General features: G+C 64.0%; 15 protein-coding genes and 2 riboswitches. Of the genes, 3 read left to right on the top strand and 12 right to left on the bottom strand.

The genetic code is table 11. From position 1 onward, the window contains the following. Positions 1 to 47: 47 nt before the first annotated feature. The 7 genes from prmB to C2134_RS21600 all read right to left on the bottom strand — a co-directional run bounded on the left by prmB (position 48) and on the right by C2134_RS21600 (position 6,408). On the bottom strand, positions 48 to 950 hold the full coding sequence (prmB, locus tag C2134_RS18215) for a 50S ribosomal protein L3 N(5)-glutamine methyltransferase (protein ID WP_103321513.1): 903 nt from the start codon (positions 948 to 950) through the stop codon (positions 48 to 50). 118 nt (positions 951 to 1,068) lie between these two features. Further along, complete coding sequence (locus C2134_RS18210; protein ID WP_103321512.1) at positions 1,069 to 2,445, bottom strand: phosphomannomutase/phosphoglucomutase; 1,377 nt, start codon at positions 2,443 to 2,445, stop codon at positions 1,069 to 1,071. Between the two features lie 74 nt (positions 2,446 to 2,519). Further along, positions 2,520 to 3,548 carry an anthranilate phosphoribosyltransferase gene (gene trpD, locus C2134_RS18205; protein WP_103321511.1) on the bottom strand — a complete coding sequence of 343 codons (1,029 nt, stop codon included), beginning with the start codon at positions 3,546 to 3,548 and terminating at the stop codon, positions 2,520 to 2,522. 13 nt (positions 3,549 to 3,561) lie between these two features. Then, the gene (locus C2134_RS18200) at positions 3,562 to 3,948 is read right to left on the bottom strand and encodes a lysozyme inhibitor LprI family protein (RefSeq protein WP_103321510.1); all 387 of its coding nucleotides are present in this window, start codon (positions 3,946 to 3,948) and stop codon (positions 3,562 to 3,564) included. Beyond that, a complete protein-coding gene (locus tag C2134_RS18195; RefSeq protein ID WP_103321509.1) occupies positions 3,948 to 4,517 on the bottom strand; it encodes an aminodeoxychorismate/anthranilate synthase component II in 570 nt (189 codons plus the stop codon). The genes C2134_RS18200 and C2134_RS18195 overlap by 1 nt, the downstream gene beginning before the upstream one ends. 324 nt (positions 4,518 to 4,841) lie before the next feature. Beyond that, entirely contained in the window at positions 4,842 to 6,161 is a 1,320-nt protein-coding gene (gene brnQ, locus C2134_RS18190) for a branched-chain amino acid transport system II carrier protein (protein ID WP_103321508.1), read from the bottom strand. Between the two features lie 97 nt (positions 6,162 to 6,258). Further along, positions 6,259 to 6,408, bottom strand: a complete 150-nt coding sequence (locus tag C2134_RS21600; RefSeq protein ID WP_158248811.1) for a hypothetical protein — start codon at positions 6,406 to 6,408, stop codon at positions 6,259 to 6,261. A 459-nt stretch (positions 6,409 to 6,867) separates the two neighbouring features. On the opposite strand from C2134_RS21600, the gene C2134_RS18185 reads away from it, so the two are divergent. Then, on the top strand, positions 6,868 to 7,665 hold the full coding sequence (locus tag C2134_RS18185) for a substrate-binding periplasmic protein (protein WP_158248810.1): 798 nt from the start codon (positions 6,868 to 6,870) through the stop codon (positions 7,663 to 7,665). Between the two features lie 65 nt (positions 7,666 to 7,730). On the opposite strand, the gene C2134_RS18180 is transcribed toward C2134_RS18185, so the two are convergent. From C2134_RS18180 to C2134_RS18170, 3 genes are read right to left on the bottom strand one after another with little or no spacing between them, the layout of a single operon-like run. Then, positions 7,731 to 9,023, bottom strand: a complete 1,293-nt coding sequence (locus C2134_RS18180; RefSeq protein WP_103321506.1) for an MFS transporter — start codon at positions 9,021 to 9,023, stop codon at positions 7,731 to 7,733. Positions 9,024 to 9,058: 35 nt separating this feature from the next. After that, positions 9,059 to 10,228, bottom strand: a complete 1,170-nt coding sequence (locus C2134_RS18175) for a porin (RefSeq protein ID WP_103321505.1) — start codon at positions 10,226 to 10,228, stop codon at positions 9,059 to 9,061. A 57-nt stretch (positions 10,229 to 10,285) separates the two neighbouring features. Then, positions 10,286 to 11,467: a M20 aminoacylase family protein gene (locus C2134_RS18170; RefSeq protein ID WP_103321504.1), complete on the bottom strand. Its 1,182-nt coding sequence runs from the start codon at positions 11,465 to 11,467 to the stop codon at positions 10,286 to 10,288. Positions 11,468 to 11,568: 101 nt separating this feature from the next. Between C2134_RS18170 and C2134_RS18165 the strand changes: the two genes are divergently transcribed. Both C2134_RS18165 and modA read left to right on the top strand, forming a co-directional pair. Then, positions 11,569 to 12,468 carry a LysR family transcriptional regulator gene (locus tag C2134_RS18165; RefSeq protein ID WP_103321503.1) on the top strand — a complete coding sequence of 300 codons (900 nt, stop codon included), beginning with the start codon at positions 11,569 to 11,571 and terminating at the stop codon, positions 12,466 to 12,468. 86 nt (positions 12,469 to 12,554) lie between these two features. Next, positions 12,555 to 13,298 carry a molybdate ABC transporter substrate-binding protein gene (modA, locus tag C2134_RS18160; RefSeq protein WP_103321502.1) on the top strand — a complete coding sequence of 248 codons (744 nt, stop codon included), beginning with the start codon at positions 12,555 to 12,557 and terminating at the stop codon, positions 13,296 to 13,298. Positions 13,299 to 13,365: 67 nt separating this feature from the next. On the opposite strand, the gene C2134_RS18155 is transcribed toward modA, so the two are convergent. Together C2134_RS18155 and C2134_RS21995 are read right to left on the bottom strand one after the other, a co-directional pair. After that, a complete protein-coding gene (locus C2134_RS18155) occupies positions 13,366 to 13,980 on the bottom strand; it encodes a trimeric intracellular cation channel family protein (RefSeq protein ID WP_103321501.1) in 615 nt (204 codons plus the stop codon). Positions 13,981 to 14,116: 136 nt separating this feature from the next. Continuing rightward, positions 14,117 to 14,214: riboswitch (glycine riboswitch) on the bottom strand. A gap of 4 nt (positions 14,215 to 14,218) precedes the next feature. Then, positions 14,219 to 14,305: riboswitch (glycine riboswitch) on the bottom strand. 196 nt (positions 14,306 to 14,501) lie between these two features. Beyond that, on the bottom strand, positions 14,502 to 15,620 hold a 1,119-nt coding region (locus C2134_RS21995), incomplete at its 5' end, for a DUF3141 domain-containing protein (RefSeq protein WP_233196505.1).

Below are 15,620 nucleotides of genomic sequence, written 5' to 3'. Positions count from 1 at the left end.
ATGAAAAAAGCCGCCAAATCCTTGGTTTTGGCGGCTTTGCGGTCTATTTAGATTTTGGCCGAAACCAAATCTTCGCGCGTCAGCAGGAAAACGAAGCCGTCGCCGCTCTGTGTTTCCATCCACATGAAGGGCAGGGTGGGGAAGCATTCTTCCAGCATGTCGCGGTTGTGGCCGATTTCCACCATCAGCACGCCGCGCTCGTTCAGGAAATCCGGCGCGCGGCGCAGGATTTCTCGGGTGGCGTCCAGGCCGTCCTCGCCGGAGCCGAGGGCGATTTCCGGTTCGTGCAGGTACTCTTCCGGCAGCGCGTCCACCGATTCTGCGTCGACATACGGCGGGTTGGAGATGATCAAATCGTACTTGTCTTCCAGCCCTTCGAACATGTCGGTGTGGATCAAGTTGATCCGGTCTTCCAGACCGTAGTGTTCGACGTTGATCGCCGCCACTTCCAGCGCGTCCAGCGAGATGTCGACGGCGTCGATCTCGGCATCCGGATAGTGGTGGGCCAGCTGGATGGCCAGGCAGCCGGAGCCAGTGCACAGGTCCAGCGCGCGGTGCACCAGTTCCGGATGTTCGATCCACGGCTCCAGCGGTTCGCCCAGCAGCTCGTAGATGAAGGAGCGCGGCACCAGGACGCGTTCGTCGACGTAGAAATTGAACTCGCCCTGCCAGGCTTCATTGGTCAGGTAGGCAACCGGCACTTTGTCTTCAGCGCGGCGGCGGATCAGTTCCAGCGTGCGTTCCACTTCTTCCGGCAGCAGCTTGGCGTCCAGATACGGATCCAGGGTGTCGATCGGCAGCTGCAGCGCGGACAGGATCAGATAGACCGCCTCATCGTGCGCGTTATGGGTGCCGTGGCCATAGGTCAGTCCGGCATCGTTGAAACGCGACACGGCGAAACGCAGCAAGTCGCGCACGGTGGAGAAGTGGCTTGCGGCCAATTGGTACATGACAGTCCTTTCAATACAACGGGGACATGGATGGCCCATGTCCCCTGATAGCTTGGTTCATCGGCCTGGGGCCTTTGACGTGGCTAACAAAATCCGGTGAAGCGCTTGCCGTGCCGAATCAGAACGGCAGCTTGGCGTCGGTGGCGGTGGCCAGCACGCGGCGGAAGTCGCCCTTGATGCGCTCCAGCGCTTCCTCGTTATCCGCCTCGAAGCGCAGCACGATCACCGGCGTGGTGTTGGAGGCGCGCGCCAGGCCGAAGCCGTCCTTGTATTCGACGCGCAGGCCGTCCAGCGTGTTGACTTCCTCGGCGCCGTCGAACTGCGCCGTTTCCTGCAGCTTGGCGATCAGCGAGTGATTTTCGCCTTCCTTGGCCATCTTCAGGTTCAGCTCCGGCGTGGAGACGGCATTGGGCAGGGCGTTCAGCAGTTCGCTCGGGTTCTCCACTCGCGACAGCACTTCCAGCAGGCGGGCGCCGGTGTAGATGCCGTCGTCGAAGCCATACCAGCGCTCCTTGAAGAACACATGGCCGCTCATTTCGCCGGCCAGCAGGGCGCCGGTTTCCTTGATCTTGGCCTTGATGAAGCTATGGCCGGTGCGTGCCATCACCGGCACGCCGCCGTTCTTCTTGATCCACGGCTTGAGCAGCCGGGTGGATTTGACGTCGAAAATCACCTTGGCCTTGGGGTTGCGCTCCAGTACGTCGGCGGCGTACAGCATCAGCTGACGGTCTGGCCAGATGATGTTGCCGTCCTTGGTGACCACGCCCAGGCGGTCGCCGTCGCCGTCAAAAGCCAGGCCGAGCTCGGCGTCGGTCTTCTGCAGCGCCTCGATCACGTCCTTCAGGTTCTCCGGTTTGGCCGGGTCCGGATGGTGGTTCGGGAAGTTGCCGTCTACATCGCAGAACAGCTCGCGGACTTTGCAGCCCAGGCGGCGGTACAGCAGCGGGGCGAAAGCGCCGGCCACGCCGTTGCCGCTGTCAACCACGATATTCAGCGGGCGTTCCAGCTTGATATCCGAGGTGATGCGATCGAAGTAGGCTTCGGCGATGTCTTCGGTGCGGTAGCTGCCTTCGCCTTCGGCGAGATTGCCGTCCGCGATGCGCTGGTAGAGCTTCTGGATGTCTTCGCCGGCTAGCGTGTCGCCTGCCAGCATCATCTTGAAGCCGTTGTAGTCGGGCGGATTGTGGCTGCCGGTGACCATGACGCCGGACAAGGTGCCCAATTGGTGGGCGGCGAAATACAGCATCGGGGTGGCCACGCGGCCGACGTCGATCACGTCCACGCCGGCGGAGCGGATGCCGGCCGCCAGCGATTCGCTGAGTTCGGGACCGGACAGGCGGCCGTCGCGGCCGATCACGATGGCCTTGACCTTGCGGGCCTGGGCTTCGGAGCCGATGGCCTGGCCGATTTGCTGGGCCACGGCGGCGGTCAGTGTCTTGCCGACGATGCCGCGGATGTCATAAGCCTTGAAAATATCTTTGGATAGTTTGTTCATGATGTTCTGACACGGTCCATGTGTTATGTGGAGCGTAAAGCGGCGCCTCGTCTTGGGGCCGTTGCATCCAGGATTCAATGACCGAACTGTTGGGTCATCGCGATCAGTTCATTCAGTTTCTGGCGAGCCTTGCCGCTGTCCAAGGCTTCGCGCGCCATGGTAACACCATCGGCCAGGCTTGGGGCGATGTCGGCGGTGTAAATCGCCGCGCCGGCGTTGTACAGCACGATGTCGCGCGCCGGGCCGGGCTCGCCGTTCAGCACGGACAGCAGACGGTCGCGCGACTGCTCGGCCGTGGTGGCGCGCAGGTCTTTCAGCTCGCAATTCATCAGGCCGAACTCGCCCGGCTCCAGCTCGTATTCAAGAATCTCGCCGTTTTTCAGCTCGGCCACCTGGCTGGGGCCGGACAGCGTCAGCTCATCCAGGCCATCGCAGCCGTGCACGATCATCACATGCTTGCTGCCCAGCTGTTTCAAGACGCGGGACTGGATGCCCACCAGGTCCGGGTGGAACACGCCCATCAGCTGGTTGTCGGCATCGGCTGGGTTGGTCAGCGGTCCCAAGATGTTGAAGATGGTGCGCGCGCCCAGTTCCTTGCGGATCGGCGCCACATGCTTCATCGCGCTGTGGTGGTTGGGGGCGAACATGAAGCCCAGGCCGATCTGATCCAGGCATTGGCCCACCTGTTGCGGTGTCAGTTGCAGATTGACGCCAAGCGACTCCAGCACGTCGGCGCTGCCGGAGCAGGACGAGACCGAGCGTCCGCCGTGCTTGGCCACGCGCGCGCCGGCGGCGGCGGCGACGAAGGCCGAGGTGGTGGAGATATTGAAGGTATGCGATTTGTCGCCGCCGGTGCCGCAGGTATCCACCAGGTGGCGGCGGTCGGCTAGCGGCACATGCGTGGCGAATTCGCGCATCACGGTGGCGGCGGCGGCGATTTCCGAGACCGATTCCACCTTGACGCGCAGGCCGATCAGGATGGCCGCCGTCTGGGCTGGCGTCAGCTCGCCGCGCATGATCTGGCGCATCAGCGCCAGCATCTCGTCGTAAAACAATTCATTGCCGTCGATCAGCCGGTTCAGCGCGGCTTGCGGGGTAATCATGGCGGGATTCCTATCAGCTTTGCCGGCCCAGTTCGGCCAGCCTTTGCGTGTCGAGGTCGATTTCACAGGCGAGGCGGGCGCGCCCGGCGCCGTTGCCGCTGGCGTAGCTGGCCTCCACCCAGCCGCAGTGCTGGCGGCGATAGGCCTCGTAAGCCTGGCGGGCGCGGCGCAATTCGCGCGCGGCGTGGAAGCGGCCATCGGTGGCGGCGTCCAGCTTGCGCATCGCGTCCAGGGTCTTGTCTTCTTGGGCTTGGAGCTGCTTGCGGATGTCGGCGTGCCGCTGCTGCAGGCAGGCGGCGATGGCCGGCGTGTCTGGCTGGCTTTGCGTGCAGTCATCCAGCACGCCCGCCCAGGCCTGCGCCGACAACAAGGCGGCGATCAGCGGCAGCGGCAAGCGCATCAGGCGAATTCCTTCAGGAAGTTGTCCAGCATGCGGTAGCCGTGTTCAGTCAGGATGGATTCCGGGTGGAATTGCACGCCCTCGATGGGCAAGGTTTTGTGACGCACGCCCATGATCTCGCCGTCATCGGTCCAAGCGGTGACTTCCAGGCAGTCCGGCAGTGTTTCGCGCTCGATCACCAGCGAGTGGTAACGGGTGCAGGTGACCGGATTGGGCAGGCCGCGGAACATGCCCTTGTCCAGATGGCTGACCGGCGACACCTTGCCGTGCATCAGCTGTTTGGCGTGCACCACCTTGCCGCCGAAGGCCTGGCCTATGCCCTGGTGGCCCAGGCACACGCCCATGATGGGCAGTTTGCCGGCGAAGTGCAGGATGGCCGGCACCGATACCCCGGCCTCGTTGGGGGTGCAGGGGCCGGGAGAGATCACCAGGTATTGCGGTTTCAGCGCTTCGATCTGCTGCAGCGTGATCTCGTCATTGCGGAACACCTTCACGTCCTGGCCCAGCTCGCCGAAGTACTGCACCAGGTTGTAAGTGAAGGAATCATAATTGTCGATCATCAGTAACATAATTCGCCCAATCTATTGATTTTTAATGTACTTCCCGCAGCGTGGCCGTTGGCTTGTCCATTGGCGTGGCCGCCAGGGGCGGGCGGTACTGCACCGCCATTTGGCGCATGCCGCTGCTTTGGGTGCGGCGCCGCCCTGATTTTGTGCGGCGCGAGAATTCATTACGCCTGATCTTACGGTAATTTGGCTGCCGCTGGAAACCGGCTGAGTGACGGGGCAGGCGTCAGCGCGTGATGTAGATTGCGCAAGGCGGGCAGGGGGAGAAGCATGCCTGCCCGGCGGCTTGTGGGCGTTCAGCCGACCGCGGCAGGCATGGTGTCAGACTCATGGGCGCGAGGGCAGCTCGCTTGCCAGCCAACGCATGCGGCCCAGCATGACGCTGCTGGCCAAGGCCAGCAGGCCGGGCAGCAGCCAACCCAGGCTCAGCGAGAAGAGCGGCAATTGTTCCAGGTCATCTTGCAGCGCGGGGGGAAGCAGGCCGGCCGCCTTCAGGGCGTCGCCCAGGCTGATCAGGGACACGACGCCCAGCGTCAATCCATAGCTGAGGGGCAGATTGGGCAAGCGGCTGCGCAGCGCTTGCAGCAGCACCAGGCAGATCGCGCTTGGATAAATCAGATACAGGGCGGGCACGGTGACGCGGATCAACACATCCAGGCCAAAGTTGGCGATCAGGGTCGATGCCACGGAAATCAGCGCCAGCCAGTAAGGATAAGCCAATCGCCCCGTCTGCTTGGCGAAGTAATCCGCGCAGGTGCTGCCGAGTCCCACCACGGTGGTCAAGCAGGCCAGCAGCACGATGCCCGCCATCAGCCAGCTGCCTGCGTCGCCAAATAGCCAGGCGACATAACGCACCAGGATTTGCCCGCCATTGCTCGCGCCTGCCGCGACGGGCGCGCTGGTGGCGCCCAGATAGAACAGGCACAGATACAGTAAGGACAGCAGCGCGACCGAGATCAAGCCGGCCTTGAAAGTCAAGAAACGGACCATCTTGGGCTGCGTGATGCCTTTGCCGCTCAGCGTGCGCGCAACCAGGCCGCCAAACGCCATGGCCGACAACACGTCCATCGTTTGGTAACCACTCAGCAGGCCTTCAACAAAGGCGCCGTCGACATAGCTGGCGCTGGTTGCGCCCACGCCAGACAGCGGCTTCAGCATGACGCCCAGCGCAACTGCCGACAGCAGCAGTAACAGCACGGGGGTCATCAAGCGGCCGACGCTGTCTATCATCTGGCCGGGCTTGAGCATGAAATAGAGACCAATTCCATTGAACGCCAGTGCAAACAAGACGCTGCCCCAGGGCGAGTGGGCGAATCCCAGAGGCAGCCATCCCATCTCGTAGGCGACATTGGCCACCCGCGGCATCGCAAACAGCGGGCCCAGAATCAGATACAACAAGCTCCAGAATACGGTTGCGGCCCAGGGCGGCAGGTCGCGCGACAGCGCCTCGCCCCGGCCCCGGCCTGCTACCGTCAGCAGGGTCAGAAAGGGCAGGCCAACGCCGGTCAGCATGAAACCCAGCGCCGCAATGGGCCAGGCCTCTCCGGCCAGATGGCCTGCCATAGGCGGAAAAATGACGTTGCCAGCGCCAAGAAACAGGGCAAACACCATCATGCCCAAGGCGGCTGTGTGGTTGCGGGACAGCATGGAAGTCTCCGGATTGTGATGCCGGCGGACCTGGAGAAGGAGGGACATTCAGACCGGTCCCTCGCCAGGGACGTCGGCTAAATGAAAATGAGCGGCCTTATCCCTGGCTGGTATTCAGCGGGATAATAATAATCTCAACGACGCTGCGCACGGCAGGCGCCACCTGGCCGCGTTGCGGCGAAGTGGAGTGGGCATAAGCGATGGGCAGCATGGATTTACCGGTTGAAAACAGATAGCGAGCGCTCATTAAAACGTCTATGCCAGCGCTTGGCAAGGCATGGCCAGAAGATTAAACGCCTGGCATGGCGAGGCCGCGCCCAAGCCATGACTCAGGGCAATCAGGCTTATCCCGTCCATCGTGCACAACGGCGCGGGCTTGCCCGCTCGTCATCGGGCGATGGGTCTGTCTGGGCATGGATTGGAGATTCGGCGCTTGTCCGGCAATCCTGGCCACTTTGGCAAGCAAGATATTTTACTGTCGAACGGCTATATCCAAGAGAGCATGTCTAGGGGCTGTTGACGTTCGCCGAGTGGTTGCGAAAGGCATCCGGCCTTGCGGGTTTGGCCTCTTTTGGCCAGATTCGGCGATGCGCGGCCCTGGCATGGCATGACTATGCGGCGGACTGCGCGCCTTGCATCCGGCCAAAATCGGCGCAAACGCGATCCCCGCAGCACAACCCGTCAACAGCCCCTTGGGAGTGCGTGCATGAGAAGGCTGCTGTGGATGGCAATGCTGTGGAGTCTGGCCTTGCCAGTGCCTGCTCAGACTCTGCTGGTGGCGATGGAAGAGGCGGATAACCGCCCATTCGAATACCTGGACGATCAGGGCAATCTGACCGGTTTTCATACCGAGATTGTGCGCGCGGTGGCCAAGGCGTTGGGGTGGGAGGTGTCCTTCCAGCGCATGCCGTGGGGCCGGGTGCAGTTATCGCTGGCCAACGGCAAGGTGGATGCAGTCACCTATATGGGTAAAACCGCGGAAAGAATGAAGTACGCGGTTTTCCTGGATGGCAATCAGCTGGATGTCGAGCGCGTTACCTTGTTTGTGCGCAGGGAGGATGCCGCGCGCATTCACTACATCCCGCCAGTATCCAGCATGATGAACCGCTGGCGCTTTGGCGCGCCGCATGGCTATTTCCTGGGGCAAGAGATCGCCGACGCGGTGGCGGCCGGGATGCCCCTGGACCAGCACGCGCAGAATCAGTCGCAACTGTTCGGCATGCTCGTGGCGCGTCGCATTGACGTGGCGGTTGCCGAGAAATTGGCGCTGCAACTGGTGGAGCCGGAGATGCCGGACGTGGCGGCGCATGTGGCCCCGTTGCCAAGCGCGGTGTTCAGCGGCAACCCCATGTATATTGCCTTCCGCAATAAAGGCGATGGGCCGCAATTGGCCAAGCAGTTTGCCGCGGCTTATGCCAAGTGGCGCCGCGGCGATGTCTATCCTTGGCTGATCGCGCGGTTCAAGGTGTACGAGCGGGTGCCGGATAGCTTCATCCCCAAGTAGCCGGCCTTCCATGCGCCCAGCCCGCGATCAGCGGGCTGGGGCGTTTGGCGGGGCGGCTCATGCCGTCAGTCGGTGGCGGCTTCTTCTTTAAAAGCCAGCAACGCCAGCCAGCTGGCCGCGCTGCACGCCATGATGTACCAGGCCGGGGCGAATGGATTGCCGCTGACGCTGATCAGCCAGGTGACGATGAATTGTGCGAAGCCGCCAAACAGCGTCACGCCGCAGGCATAGATGATGGCAAGTCCGGTGGCGCGGCAGCCGCGCGGGAAGGCCTCCATGATCAGCAGGAAGCCGGCGGGACTACCCAGCGCCAGCAGTGCGGTCAGCGTCAGGGCCAGCATCAACGCGGCAGGCAGCGAGGGTGCCGCGTGCAGCAGCATGAAGCAGGGCAGCGTCAGCAGCACGCACAAAGCATTGACGGCCAGCAGCAGGGGTTTGCGTCTGGTCAGGCGGTCGGCCAGCATGCCGGCCAGCGGCGAGGCCAGCAGCAGAACCAGTCCCGCCGCGCATCCCGCCAGCAGCGCCGATGCCGGCGGTTGATGCAGCACCTTGATCAGATAGGACGGCAGGTAGTGCGCCACCACATACATATTGGCGGTGCCGCCCATGATCAGCATGCAGCCCAACAGCAGCTTGCGACGATGCTGGCGCATCAGGGCCGCCAGGCTTGGCTGCTCAGCCGGTTCGGCTTGGTGGGTTTCGTCCAGATGGCGGCGGATGTACAAGCCTACGGGCCCCACCAGCAAGCCCAGCAGGAAAGGCAGCCGCCAACCCCAGCTTTCCAGCGCTTCATGGCTGAGGAAATAGGTCAACAGCGCGCCGCTGAGCGCGCCGGCCAGCACCGCGCCGCCCTGGGTGGCCATCTGCCAGCTCACCATGAAGCCGCGCCGGTTGCGCGCGCCGGACTCCATCAAAAAGCTGGTGGCGGCGCCGACTTCGCCGCCGGCGGCGAAGCCTTGCAGCAGACGGCCTGCGACGATCAGCAAGGGCGCCAGCAGGCCTATGCTGTCGTAGGTGGGCGCCAGGCCGATCAGGGCGGTGCCGCCGGCCATCAGCCAGATGGTCAGCGTCAGTGCCGGTTTGCGGCCGGCGCGGTCGGCGATGCGGCCTATCACCACGCTGCCCAGCGGACGCATCACGAAGCCGATGCCGAAGGTGGCCAGCGCCATCAGCAGCGAGCCGTACTCGCTGTGCGACGGGAAATACAATTTGCCGATCAACACGGCGAAAAAGCTGAACACGGTGAAGTCGTACAGCTCCAGCCAGTTGCCCAGCGACACCGCGACGATGGTGCGGCGCGACGAGGCGGTGTGCATTACCGGCGCGTCGGCCGCGGGGGCGGTCAGCGTCTTGTTCATATGAAGTTCCTCGATCTGGATAGTGACAGGCGGCTTCAGAAATAGTTGTGGTACAGGCCCACGGCGGCGCCGACGGGCGTGATCCCGGTCTGCGGCCTGCCCCGCGTGTCGGTGGGCAGCGGCTGGCCGTTCAGTATCAGGGTGGAGCCGCCCAGGTTGCGGATGGCGCCGGCGCGCGCATACAGGCCCGTGCGCTTGGACAGGTTGTAGTCGTAGCCCAGCATCAGGCCGAGGGCGGAGCTGGAGATGGCCTGTCCGTCCGCGTCGCGCGCGCTTGAAGTGTCGCGGTAGACGGCGGACAGGCGGTAGACGTGCCGCTTTTCCGCGACGATGGCGCCGGCGGTGTAGACGCGGGCGATGCCGTTTTCCTGGCGGCGCGGCACAGTGACGGTATGGGAGGCCGACAGCACCAAGCGGCTGATGTCGTAGACCGCCGCCAGGCCGTAAAAGTCATTGCGCACCGCGTCCGCGCCGGACGGCGACAGCGGCTGCCAGCTTTGGTTGAAGCTCGCGGCCAGGAACAAGGGGCCGTCCAGATGGGCCAGCATGGCGCCCCTGCTTCCCGGCGCGCGCCGGTTGGGCGAAGCGGCCTGCAGCAACTCGACGTTGAAGCCCTGGCCGCGCGGCGAAATCCATTTCGCGGCGTGCCCCAGCCGGCTGTCGAGCTGGGCGGCGCCGGGGCCGAGGTCGGCATTGGGCAACACGCCGAGCGGCGTCTGCACCGCGCCCATGCCTGCCCAGCTGTAGACCGAATGGGTGTTGACGGCGCCGAACGGATCGATGAACAGCGGCAGGCCGGCGTTGAGCTGGCGGCCCAGCCGCAGCGCGCCCCAGCGCGTGGACTCCAGGCCCAGCCAGGCCTCGCGGTTGAAGGTGATGCCGGGCGATTGCGGCGTGCCGTCATTGGCGTTGAAGCCGGCCTCCAGATTGAATTCCGTCCGCCAGCCGTCGCTTAACAGCTCGCGGCCGGCCAGGCCGAACTTGGATGTCCATTCGCCGCCGCTCTGCAGCTGCCAGGCGCGCTTGCCGCCTGCTTGCGCGTAGTTGACGCCCAGATCCAGCGTGCCATACGGGGCAACGCCGCCGTTCTTCAGCATGCCGTTGAACAGGGGCAGGCCTTGCAGGCGGGTCAGCAGGAAGGAATCGGCCCAGGCGGGCGGGGCCAGGCAGGCCGCCAGCAGGGGCGGCCAGGTGTGACGCAGCATAGCTTTCTCCTTTGTCTTGCGATGCCGGCTGTGCCGCCGGCTTGATCGCGCCGCGCGTCAGCCGCGCAGATAGCTTTCCGCCAGTCGCGCCCACAGCGAGGCGCCCACCGGCAGGGCCTGGTCGTTGAAGTCGTAGCCAGGGTTGTGGACCATGCAGCCGCCGCGGCTTTCGGTGCCGTTGCCCAGCAGCACGTAGCAGCCGGGTTTCTTTTCCAGCATCCAGGCAAAGTCCTCGCTGCCCATCATCCCTTGCGGCGGCTGGATCAGCCGTTCCGCGCCGGCTTGCTCGCGGATCAGTTCGGCCATGAAGCGGGTTTCATCGGGCGTGTTGACCAGCACCGGCGCGATGGTGCGGTAGTCGATTTCCGCCGCTACGCCGTAACTTTGCGCCTGCAGCTGGACGGTTTCATGCAGCCGCTGTTTCAAGGTGGCGTGGACGTCGCGGCTGAGCGCGCGCACGGTCAGCTTCATTTCCGCGTGTTCCGGAATCACGTTGTGCGCCTTGCCGGCGTGCAGCGCGCCGACGGTGACCACGCCGGCCTCGGTCGCCGGAATATTGCGCGCCACCAGGGTTTGCAGCGCCATCACGATGGACGAGGCGGCGACGATGGGGTCGCGGCCGAAATTGGGCATCGCGCCGTGCGCGCCCACGCCGGTGAGGCGAACATCCACGCTGTCGGACGAGGCCGCCATGGCGCCTTCTTTCAGCGCGAAGCAGCCGACAGGCAGGCCCGGCGCGTTGTGCAGGGCGTAGACGGCATCGCAGGGGAAGCGCTCGAACAGGCCGTCTTCAAGCATGGCCGGCGCGCCGCCCAATCCTTCTTCCGCCGGTTGAAAAATCAGATGCAGCGTGCCGTTGAAGCGCCGGGTTGCGGCCAAGTATTGGGCGGCGGCCAGCAGCATGGCGGTATGGCCGTCGTGGCCGCAGGCGTGCATCTTGCCAGGCTGGGTGCTGGCATAGGAGAGGCCGGTCGCTTCCTGGATGGGCAAGGCGTCCATGTCGGCGCGGATGCCGAGCGCGCGTGATCCTGCGCCTGCGCGCAGCGTGCCCACCACGCCGGTCTTGCCGACGCCGGTTTGCACCTCATAGCCCCATTCGCGCAGCTTGGCCGCGACCAGTTCGCTGGTTTGCTGCTCCTCGAACCCCAGCTCCGGATGAGCGTGTATTTGGCGGCGCAGCGCGATGAACTCGTTTACCTTGCCCAGGATTTCCGGGAGGATGAAGGGATCGTTTGCCATGGTTTGCTTTCCGTTGATGTGAGGGTGCCGAACCATGCTAGGCAAAACTATTTGCGCTGAATAAGCACAAATATTGATAGCCATAACCATGAGTTATCCACGTGAGTCAACTCAAGCAACATCAACTGCGGGCCTTGGTCGCGGTGGCGGATCACGGCAGCATCAATGCGGCCGCGCGCGCGCTGTACGTCACGCAGCCTGCCATCACCAAGGCGCTGCGCGAATTGGAGACGGAGCAGGGCGTGCCCTTGTTGCTGCGCAACTCCTGGGGCGTGACGCTGACAGAGGCCGGACAGACGCTGCTCGGCTATGCGCGTCTGGTGATACGGGAGCTGGAGAGGGCGCAGCAGGAAATGGATCGGCTGCGCTCCGGCCGCGAGAGCAGCCTGCGCATCGGCCTGACTCCGCTGGCCGGTTTCGAGATTTTGCCGCAGTCGTTTGCGGCCTTTCGGCGCGCCATGCCGCAGGTGCGGGTGGATTTCCTGGAGCAGGATGGGAAACAACTGCTTGAGGGCCTGCGCAGCGGGCTGCTGGATTTCGCGCTGGGCGCCTTCTCCACGCCGCCGGACGATCCATTCGTGCGGGTGGAGCGGCTGTGCGAATCCCCATCCGGCTTTGCCGTCCGCGCGGAAAGCCCGTTGCGGCATGCCACCGCGTTGGCGGAATTGCGGCAGGCGGAGTGGCTGCATACTGATCAGAGCGGCCAGTACGAAAGCTTTGTGCATGGCATGTTTGCGCGCGAAGGACTGGCGCCGCCGGAACGAGTGACTTGCTGCACGTCCAATGTCTTGCTGTGCGGGCTGCTGATGACGATGGATGCCGTGGTGCCGATGTCCAATCAGGCCTTGCAGGCCACTCTGACGGCGCAGCGTTTTGTCGAGCTGCCGCTTAAGCAGCGGCCGCCGAGGCTGAGCCTGTTGCTCTTGGTGCGGGAGGGCGCGCTGCTGAGCCGGGCCGCGGAATGGTTCATCGCCCGCATTCGCGAGGCGCAAACCGTTTGAATCGGTTTCGGCCATGCCGACTTTGGGTCTTTTTTTGTTCGCAACGCATGCCCTATGCTGAATCGTGAAGTTTCAGGGAGCGCATCATGCCGAAGATATTGGCGGGGTGCCTGCTGGCCTGCGCATGGGCCTTTGCCCATGCCGCGCCGGTCACGGTGGCCGCCGCCAGCAATACTGAGCCGGCGCTGAATGAGATCGTCAAAAAATTCACGGAAAAGACTGGCGTAACGGTAAAGGTGGCTTATGGTCCCGCGGTGGCGCTGGCCTCGCAGATTGCCAATGGCGCCGCGTACGAAATCTACATCTCGTCCAGCGACGAATATACCCATAAGCTGCAGATGCAGGGGCGCTGTCTGGAAGAACCGCGCATCTTTGGTTTGGGTTCCCTGGTGCTATGGTCGCTGGCGGCGGATTTTCATGAGAGCGGCTGGCTGGAGTGGCTGCGCCAAGGCAGAGGCAAGATCGCGCTGCCGGATCCCGAGTCCAGCATTTATGGCCAGATGGTTTTATACAGCTTGAATCATTACCAACTAGCGGAACGCCTGCGCCCGCGTTTTGTCAGGGCGCCGGATGTGGCCCATGCCGCCGAAATGGTGGCGTCCGGCAAGGTGGCGGGCGGTTTCGTTTCCAAGTCTCAGGTGCTGGAGCGCTCACGTTTGGGCAAGGGGCATTGGGTAGAGATTCCGCCGGATAGTTACCCGACTATCCGGCAGACGGTGGCGCTGCTGACGCCGGCGGCAGGCCATCCGCAAGCCCGGCAATTGTTCGATTACCTTTTCAGTCCCGAATCGCAGAAAATCTGGCGCGCGTATGGCTATGCCAAGCCGTGAGGCGCGAATCATGAGCCATGGCTTGCGATGCGTGACGCAAAACACCCCGCGAAAGCGGGGCGGGGTGTCAGTGATGATCGTGGCGGTAGGCGAAAACCGGCAACTGCCACTCGCGCCACAGCGCGGTCATTCGCAGCGCCAGGCCGAAGGCGAAGCTGGCGGCGATGTTCCAGTCGTGAGCAACCTCCAGCGCGTTCAATCCCAGGTAGAGAATGGCCACCAAGAGCGATACGCTGGCATACAGCTCGCGGCGGAACACGATGGGCACGCGATTGCACAGGACGTCGCGCAGAATGCCGCCGGCGATGCCGGTGATCATGCCGGCCATGACCACGATGACCGGGTGATAGTGCATGCCCAGCGCCACATCGCAGCCGATGATGGTGAAAGCCACCAGGCCCAGCGCGTCCAGCACCAGGAACAGCCGGTTCAGATGGCGCATGAAGCGCGCGGCCAGCACGGCGGCGATGCCGCCGGCCACCACCAGCAACACGTACTCCGGGTGTTGCGTCCAGCCTATCGGGTAGCGGCCGAGCACGATGTCGCGCACGGTGCCGCCGCCTAGCGCGGTGAGGAAGGCGATGACGGTGACGCCGAAGATGTCCATGTGGCGGCGGCCCGCAGCCAGCGCGCCGGTCATCGCTTCCGCGGTGATGGCGATCAAATAGATCAGGCTCAGCATGGCAAGCTCCCGCGCGCGATGGCGGCGGATTGGCGCGAAAAAGGGAAAAGAGCGTCTACTGGCGCGGGCAAAAGCGCGCGGCCGATGGCGGGTGCGGACAAGGCAGTCTCCTGGGTGGATTCCGGGTTGCGGAACAGCCTCTCCCCTTGTCCTTTTACCTGAGAGTTGCATGGCCGGCGGCCACTTGCCCCTTCGGTGGACCGCTCGCGGCGGTCTCTCTCCAATCGGCTTGAATCAATGGTGCACTGCGGTACTGCTTGCCTGAGCGATTATGGGAGTTTGCGTCTTCGGCGGGGGCGGCGCCCCTCTCTCCCGCAGCGCGTCAAATATTAGCCATTGCTGTTTGAATAGTCAATATTCAGAACCTATTGATGATCATTTTCCTGCATGAATCAATTGCGGCGAAGGGATGGCGGGGAGGGGATGGGATCAGTACAAAGCGACGCTATCCAAGCCGCGAAAGCGTTTGAGGTGTGTTGGCGATAAAACCGGAGCGCCTGTCGGCGCCCCGGCATGGTGCGTCAGGAGTCCTTCTGCTGCTTGGCGGCGGCAGAAGGCTTGACGGTTTTGACTGCGGCAGGCGCTTGGCCGTTGGCTTTGGCCGCGGGCCTGCGGGCTGGCGCAGGCTTGGCTGGCGCGGCAGCCGTTTGAGCCTCGGCTTTTACGGTTGGGGCGGGATGGGCTGCGTCTGGCTTGGTCGCCGGTTTGGCCGCCGCCGGTTTGCGCGTGGCGGTGGTCTTGGCTGGCGCCGGCTGGATTTCAGCCTTGGCCGCTGGAACGATAGCGTTGGTGGCAGGGGCTTGAGCCGGAGCCGGAGCCGGCTTGACTGCAACCGTTTCCGTCGCGCGAGGGGCGGCCGTCTGAATCGCGGCCTTGTCCAGAATGGCCTTGCGGTCTTGTTCGGACAGACCAAGCACATTCGCCGCCTGTTCCAGCCGTTGCTGTTGCTCCGCAGGAATGTCATGGCGATTCACCAGCAGCAGGTCGCGCACCAGCATCCAGGCCTGGTGGCGGATGTGCTGGTCGGGCAGCAGCGTGCTCAAGCCGTTCAGCGCGCGCTGATGATCGGCACGCACCAGGGCGACCTGTTTGCGGACGGTAGCCTTCAGCTGCATCAGCGTCAGCGGATATTCGCGCTGCACGCCGCGCATGGTGCGGCGGATGGCGTTGAACGGCCGTTCATCGATGACGCCCATGCCGATGCCGACATAGACCAGCAGCCGGATGAAGCCATCAGCCAGCGTGCCGTGCTCGAAGCTCGGGTCCAGCGCCTCGCGCTTCAGGCGCGCCAGCTCGCGGCTTTCCCAGGTGAGCGCTTGCTTGCGCGCTTCGCCGGCGGGCTGCACGCCTATCAGCGTGGCCAGTTGCGGCGATTCGTAAATCCCGCGGAATAGTTGCTCCTGGGCGGCGTCGCGCAGGTCGCGGTAATGATCCAGCGACTGAACGATGAAGTCAGACATCCGCTCCTGCCACTGCCACAGCGGATTGTCCGCGGAAACCGGGCGGCGTTGTTCGCGCACCTTGGCGGCGAGTCCGGGCAGCCACCACAGCCAGGGGTTCTTCGGCGAGATCAGCGTGCGTTCGAAGCGGGCGGGATGCAGCTCGCGCAGCAGGCGGGCGCTGGCCTCGTTGCTGAAGGC

It is taken from the genome of Chromobacterium sinusclupearum (genome assembly GCF_002902845.1).
Lineage (GTDB): Bacteria > Pseudomonadota > Gammaproteobacteria > Burkholderiales > Chromobacteriaceae > Chromobacterium > Chromobacterium sinusclupearum.
The sequence above is the reverse complement of the archived record's forward strand: the minus strand, read 5'-3'. Positions and strand labels throughout refer to the sequence as shown.

What these genes read in the sequence shown, in the direction of transcription:
- prmB (WP_103321513.1), bottom strand. Translation starts at nt 950, where the DNA reads ATGTACCAATTGGCCGCAAGCCACTTCTCCACCGTGCGCGACTTGCTG.
- C2134_RS18210 (WP_103321512.1), bottom strand. Translation starts at nt 2,445, where the DNA reads ATGAACAAACTATCCAAAGATATTTTCAAGGCTTATGACATCCGCGGC.
- trpD (WP_103321511.1), bottom strand. Translation starts at nt 3,548, where the DNA reads ATGATTACCCCGCAAGCCGCGCTGAACCGGCTGATCGACGGCAATGAA.
- C2134_RS18200 (WP_103321510.1), bottom strand. Translation starts at nt 3,948, where the DNA reads ATGCGCTTGCCGCTGCCGCTGATCGCCGCCTTGTTGTCGGCGCAGGCC.
- C2134_RS18195 (WP_103321509.1), bottom strand. Translation starts at nt 4,517, where the DNA reads ATGTTACTGATGATCGACAATTATGATTCCTTCACTTACAACCTGGTG.
- brnQ (WP_103321508.1), bottom strand. Translation starts at nt 6,161, where the DNA reads ATGCTGTCCCGCAACCACACAGCCGCCTTGGGCATGATGGTGTTTGCC.
- C2134_RS21600 (WP_158248811.1), bottom strand. Translation starts at nt 6,408, where the DNA reads ATGAGCGCTCGCTATCTGTTTTCAACCGGTAAATCCATGCTGCCCATC.
- C2134_RS18185 (WP_158248810.1), top strand. Translation starts at nt 6,868, where the DNA reads ATGAGAAGGCTGCTGTGGATGGCAATGCTGTGGAGTCTGGCCTTGCCA.
- C2134_RS18180 (WP_103321506.1), bottom strand. Translation starts at nt 9,023, where the DNA reads ATGAACAAGACGCTGACCGCCCCCGCGGCCGACGCGCCGGTAATGCAC.
- C2134_RS18175 (WP_103321505.1), bottom strand. Translation starts at nt 10,228, where the DNA reads ATGCTGCGTCACACCTGGCCGCCCCTGCTGGCGGCCTGCCTGGCCCCG.
- C2134_RS18170 (WP_103321504.1), bottom strand. Translation starts at nt 11,467, where the DNA reads ATGGCAAACGATCCCTTCATCCTCCCGGAAATCCTGGGCAAGGTAAAC.
- modA (WP_103321502.1), top strand. Translation starts at nt 12,555, where the DNA reads ATGCCGAAGATATTGGCGGGGTGCCTGCTGGCCTGCGCATGGGCCTTT.
- C2134_RS18155 (WP_103321501.1), bottom strand. Translation starts at nt 13,980, where the DNA reads ATGCTGAGCCTGATCTATTTGATCGCCATCACCGCGGAAGCGATGACC.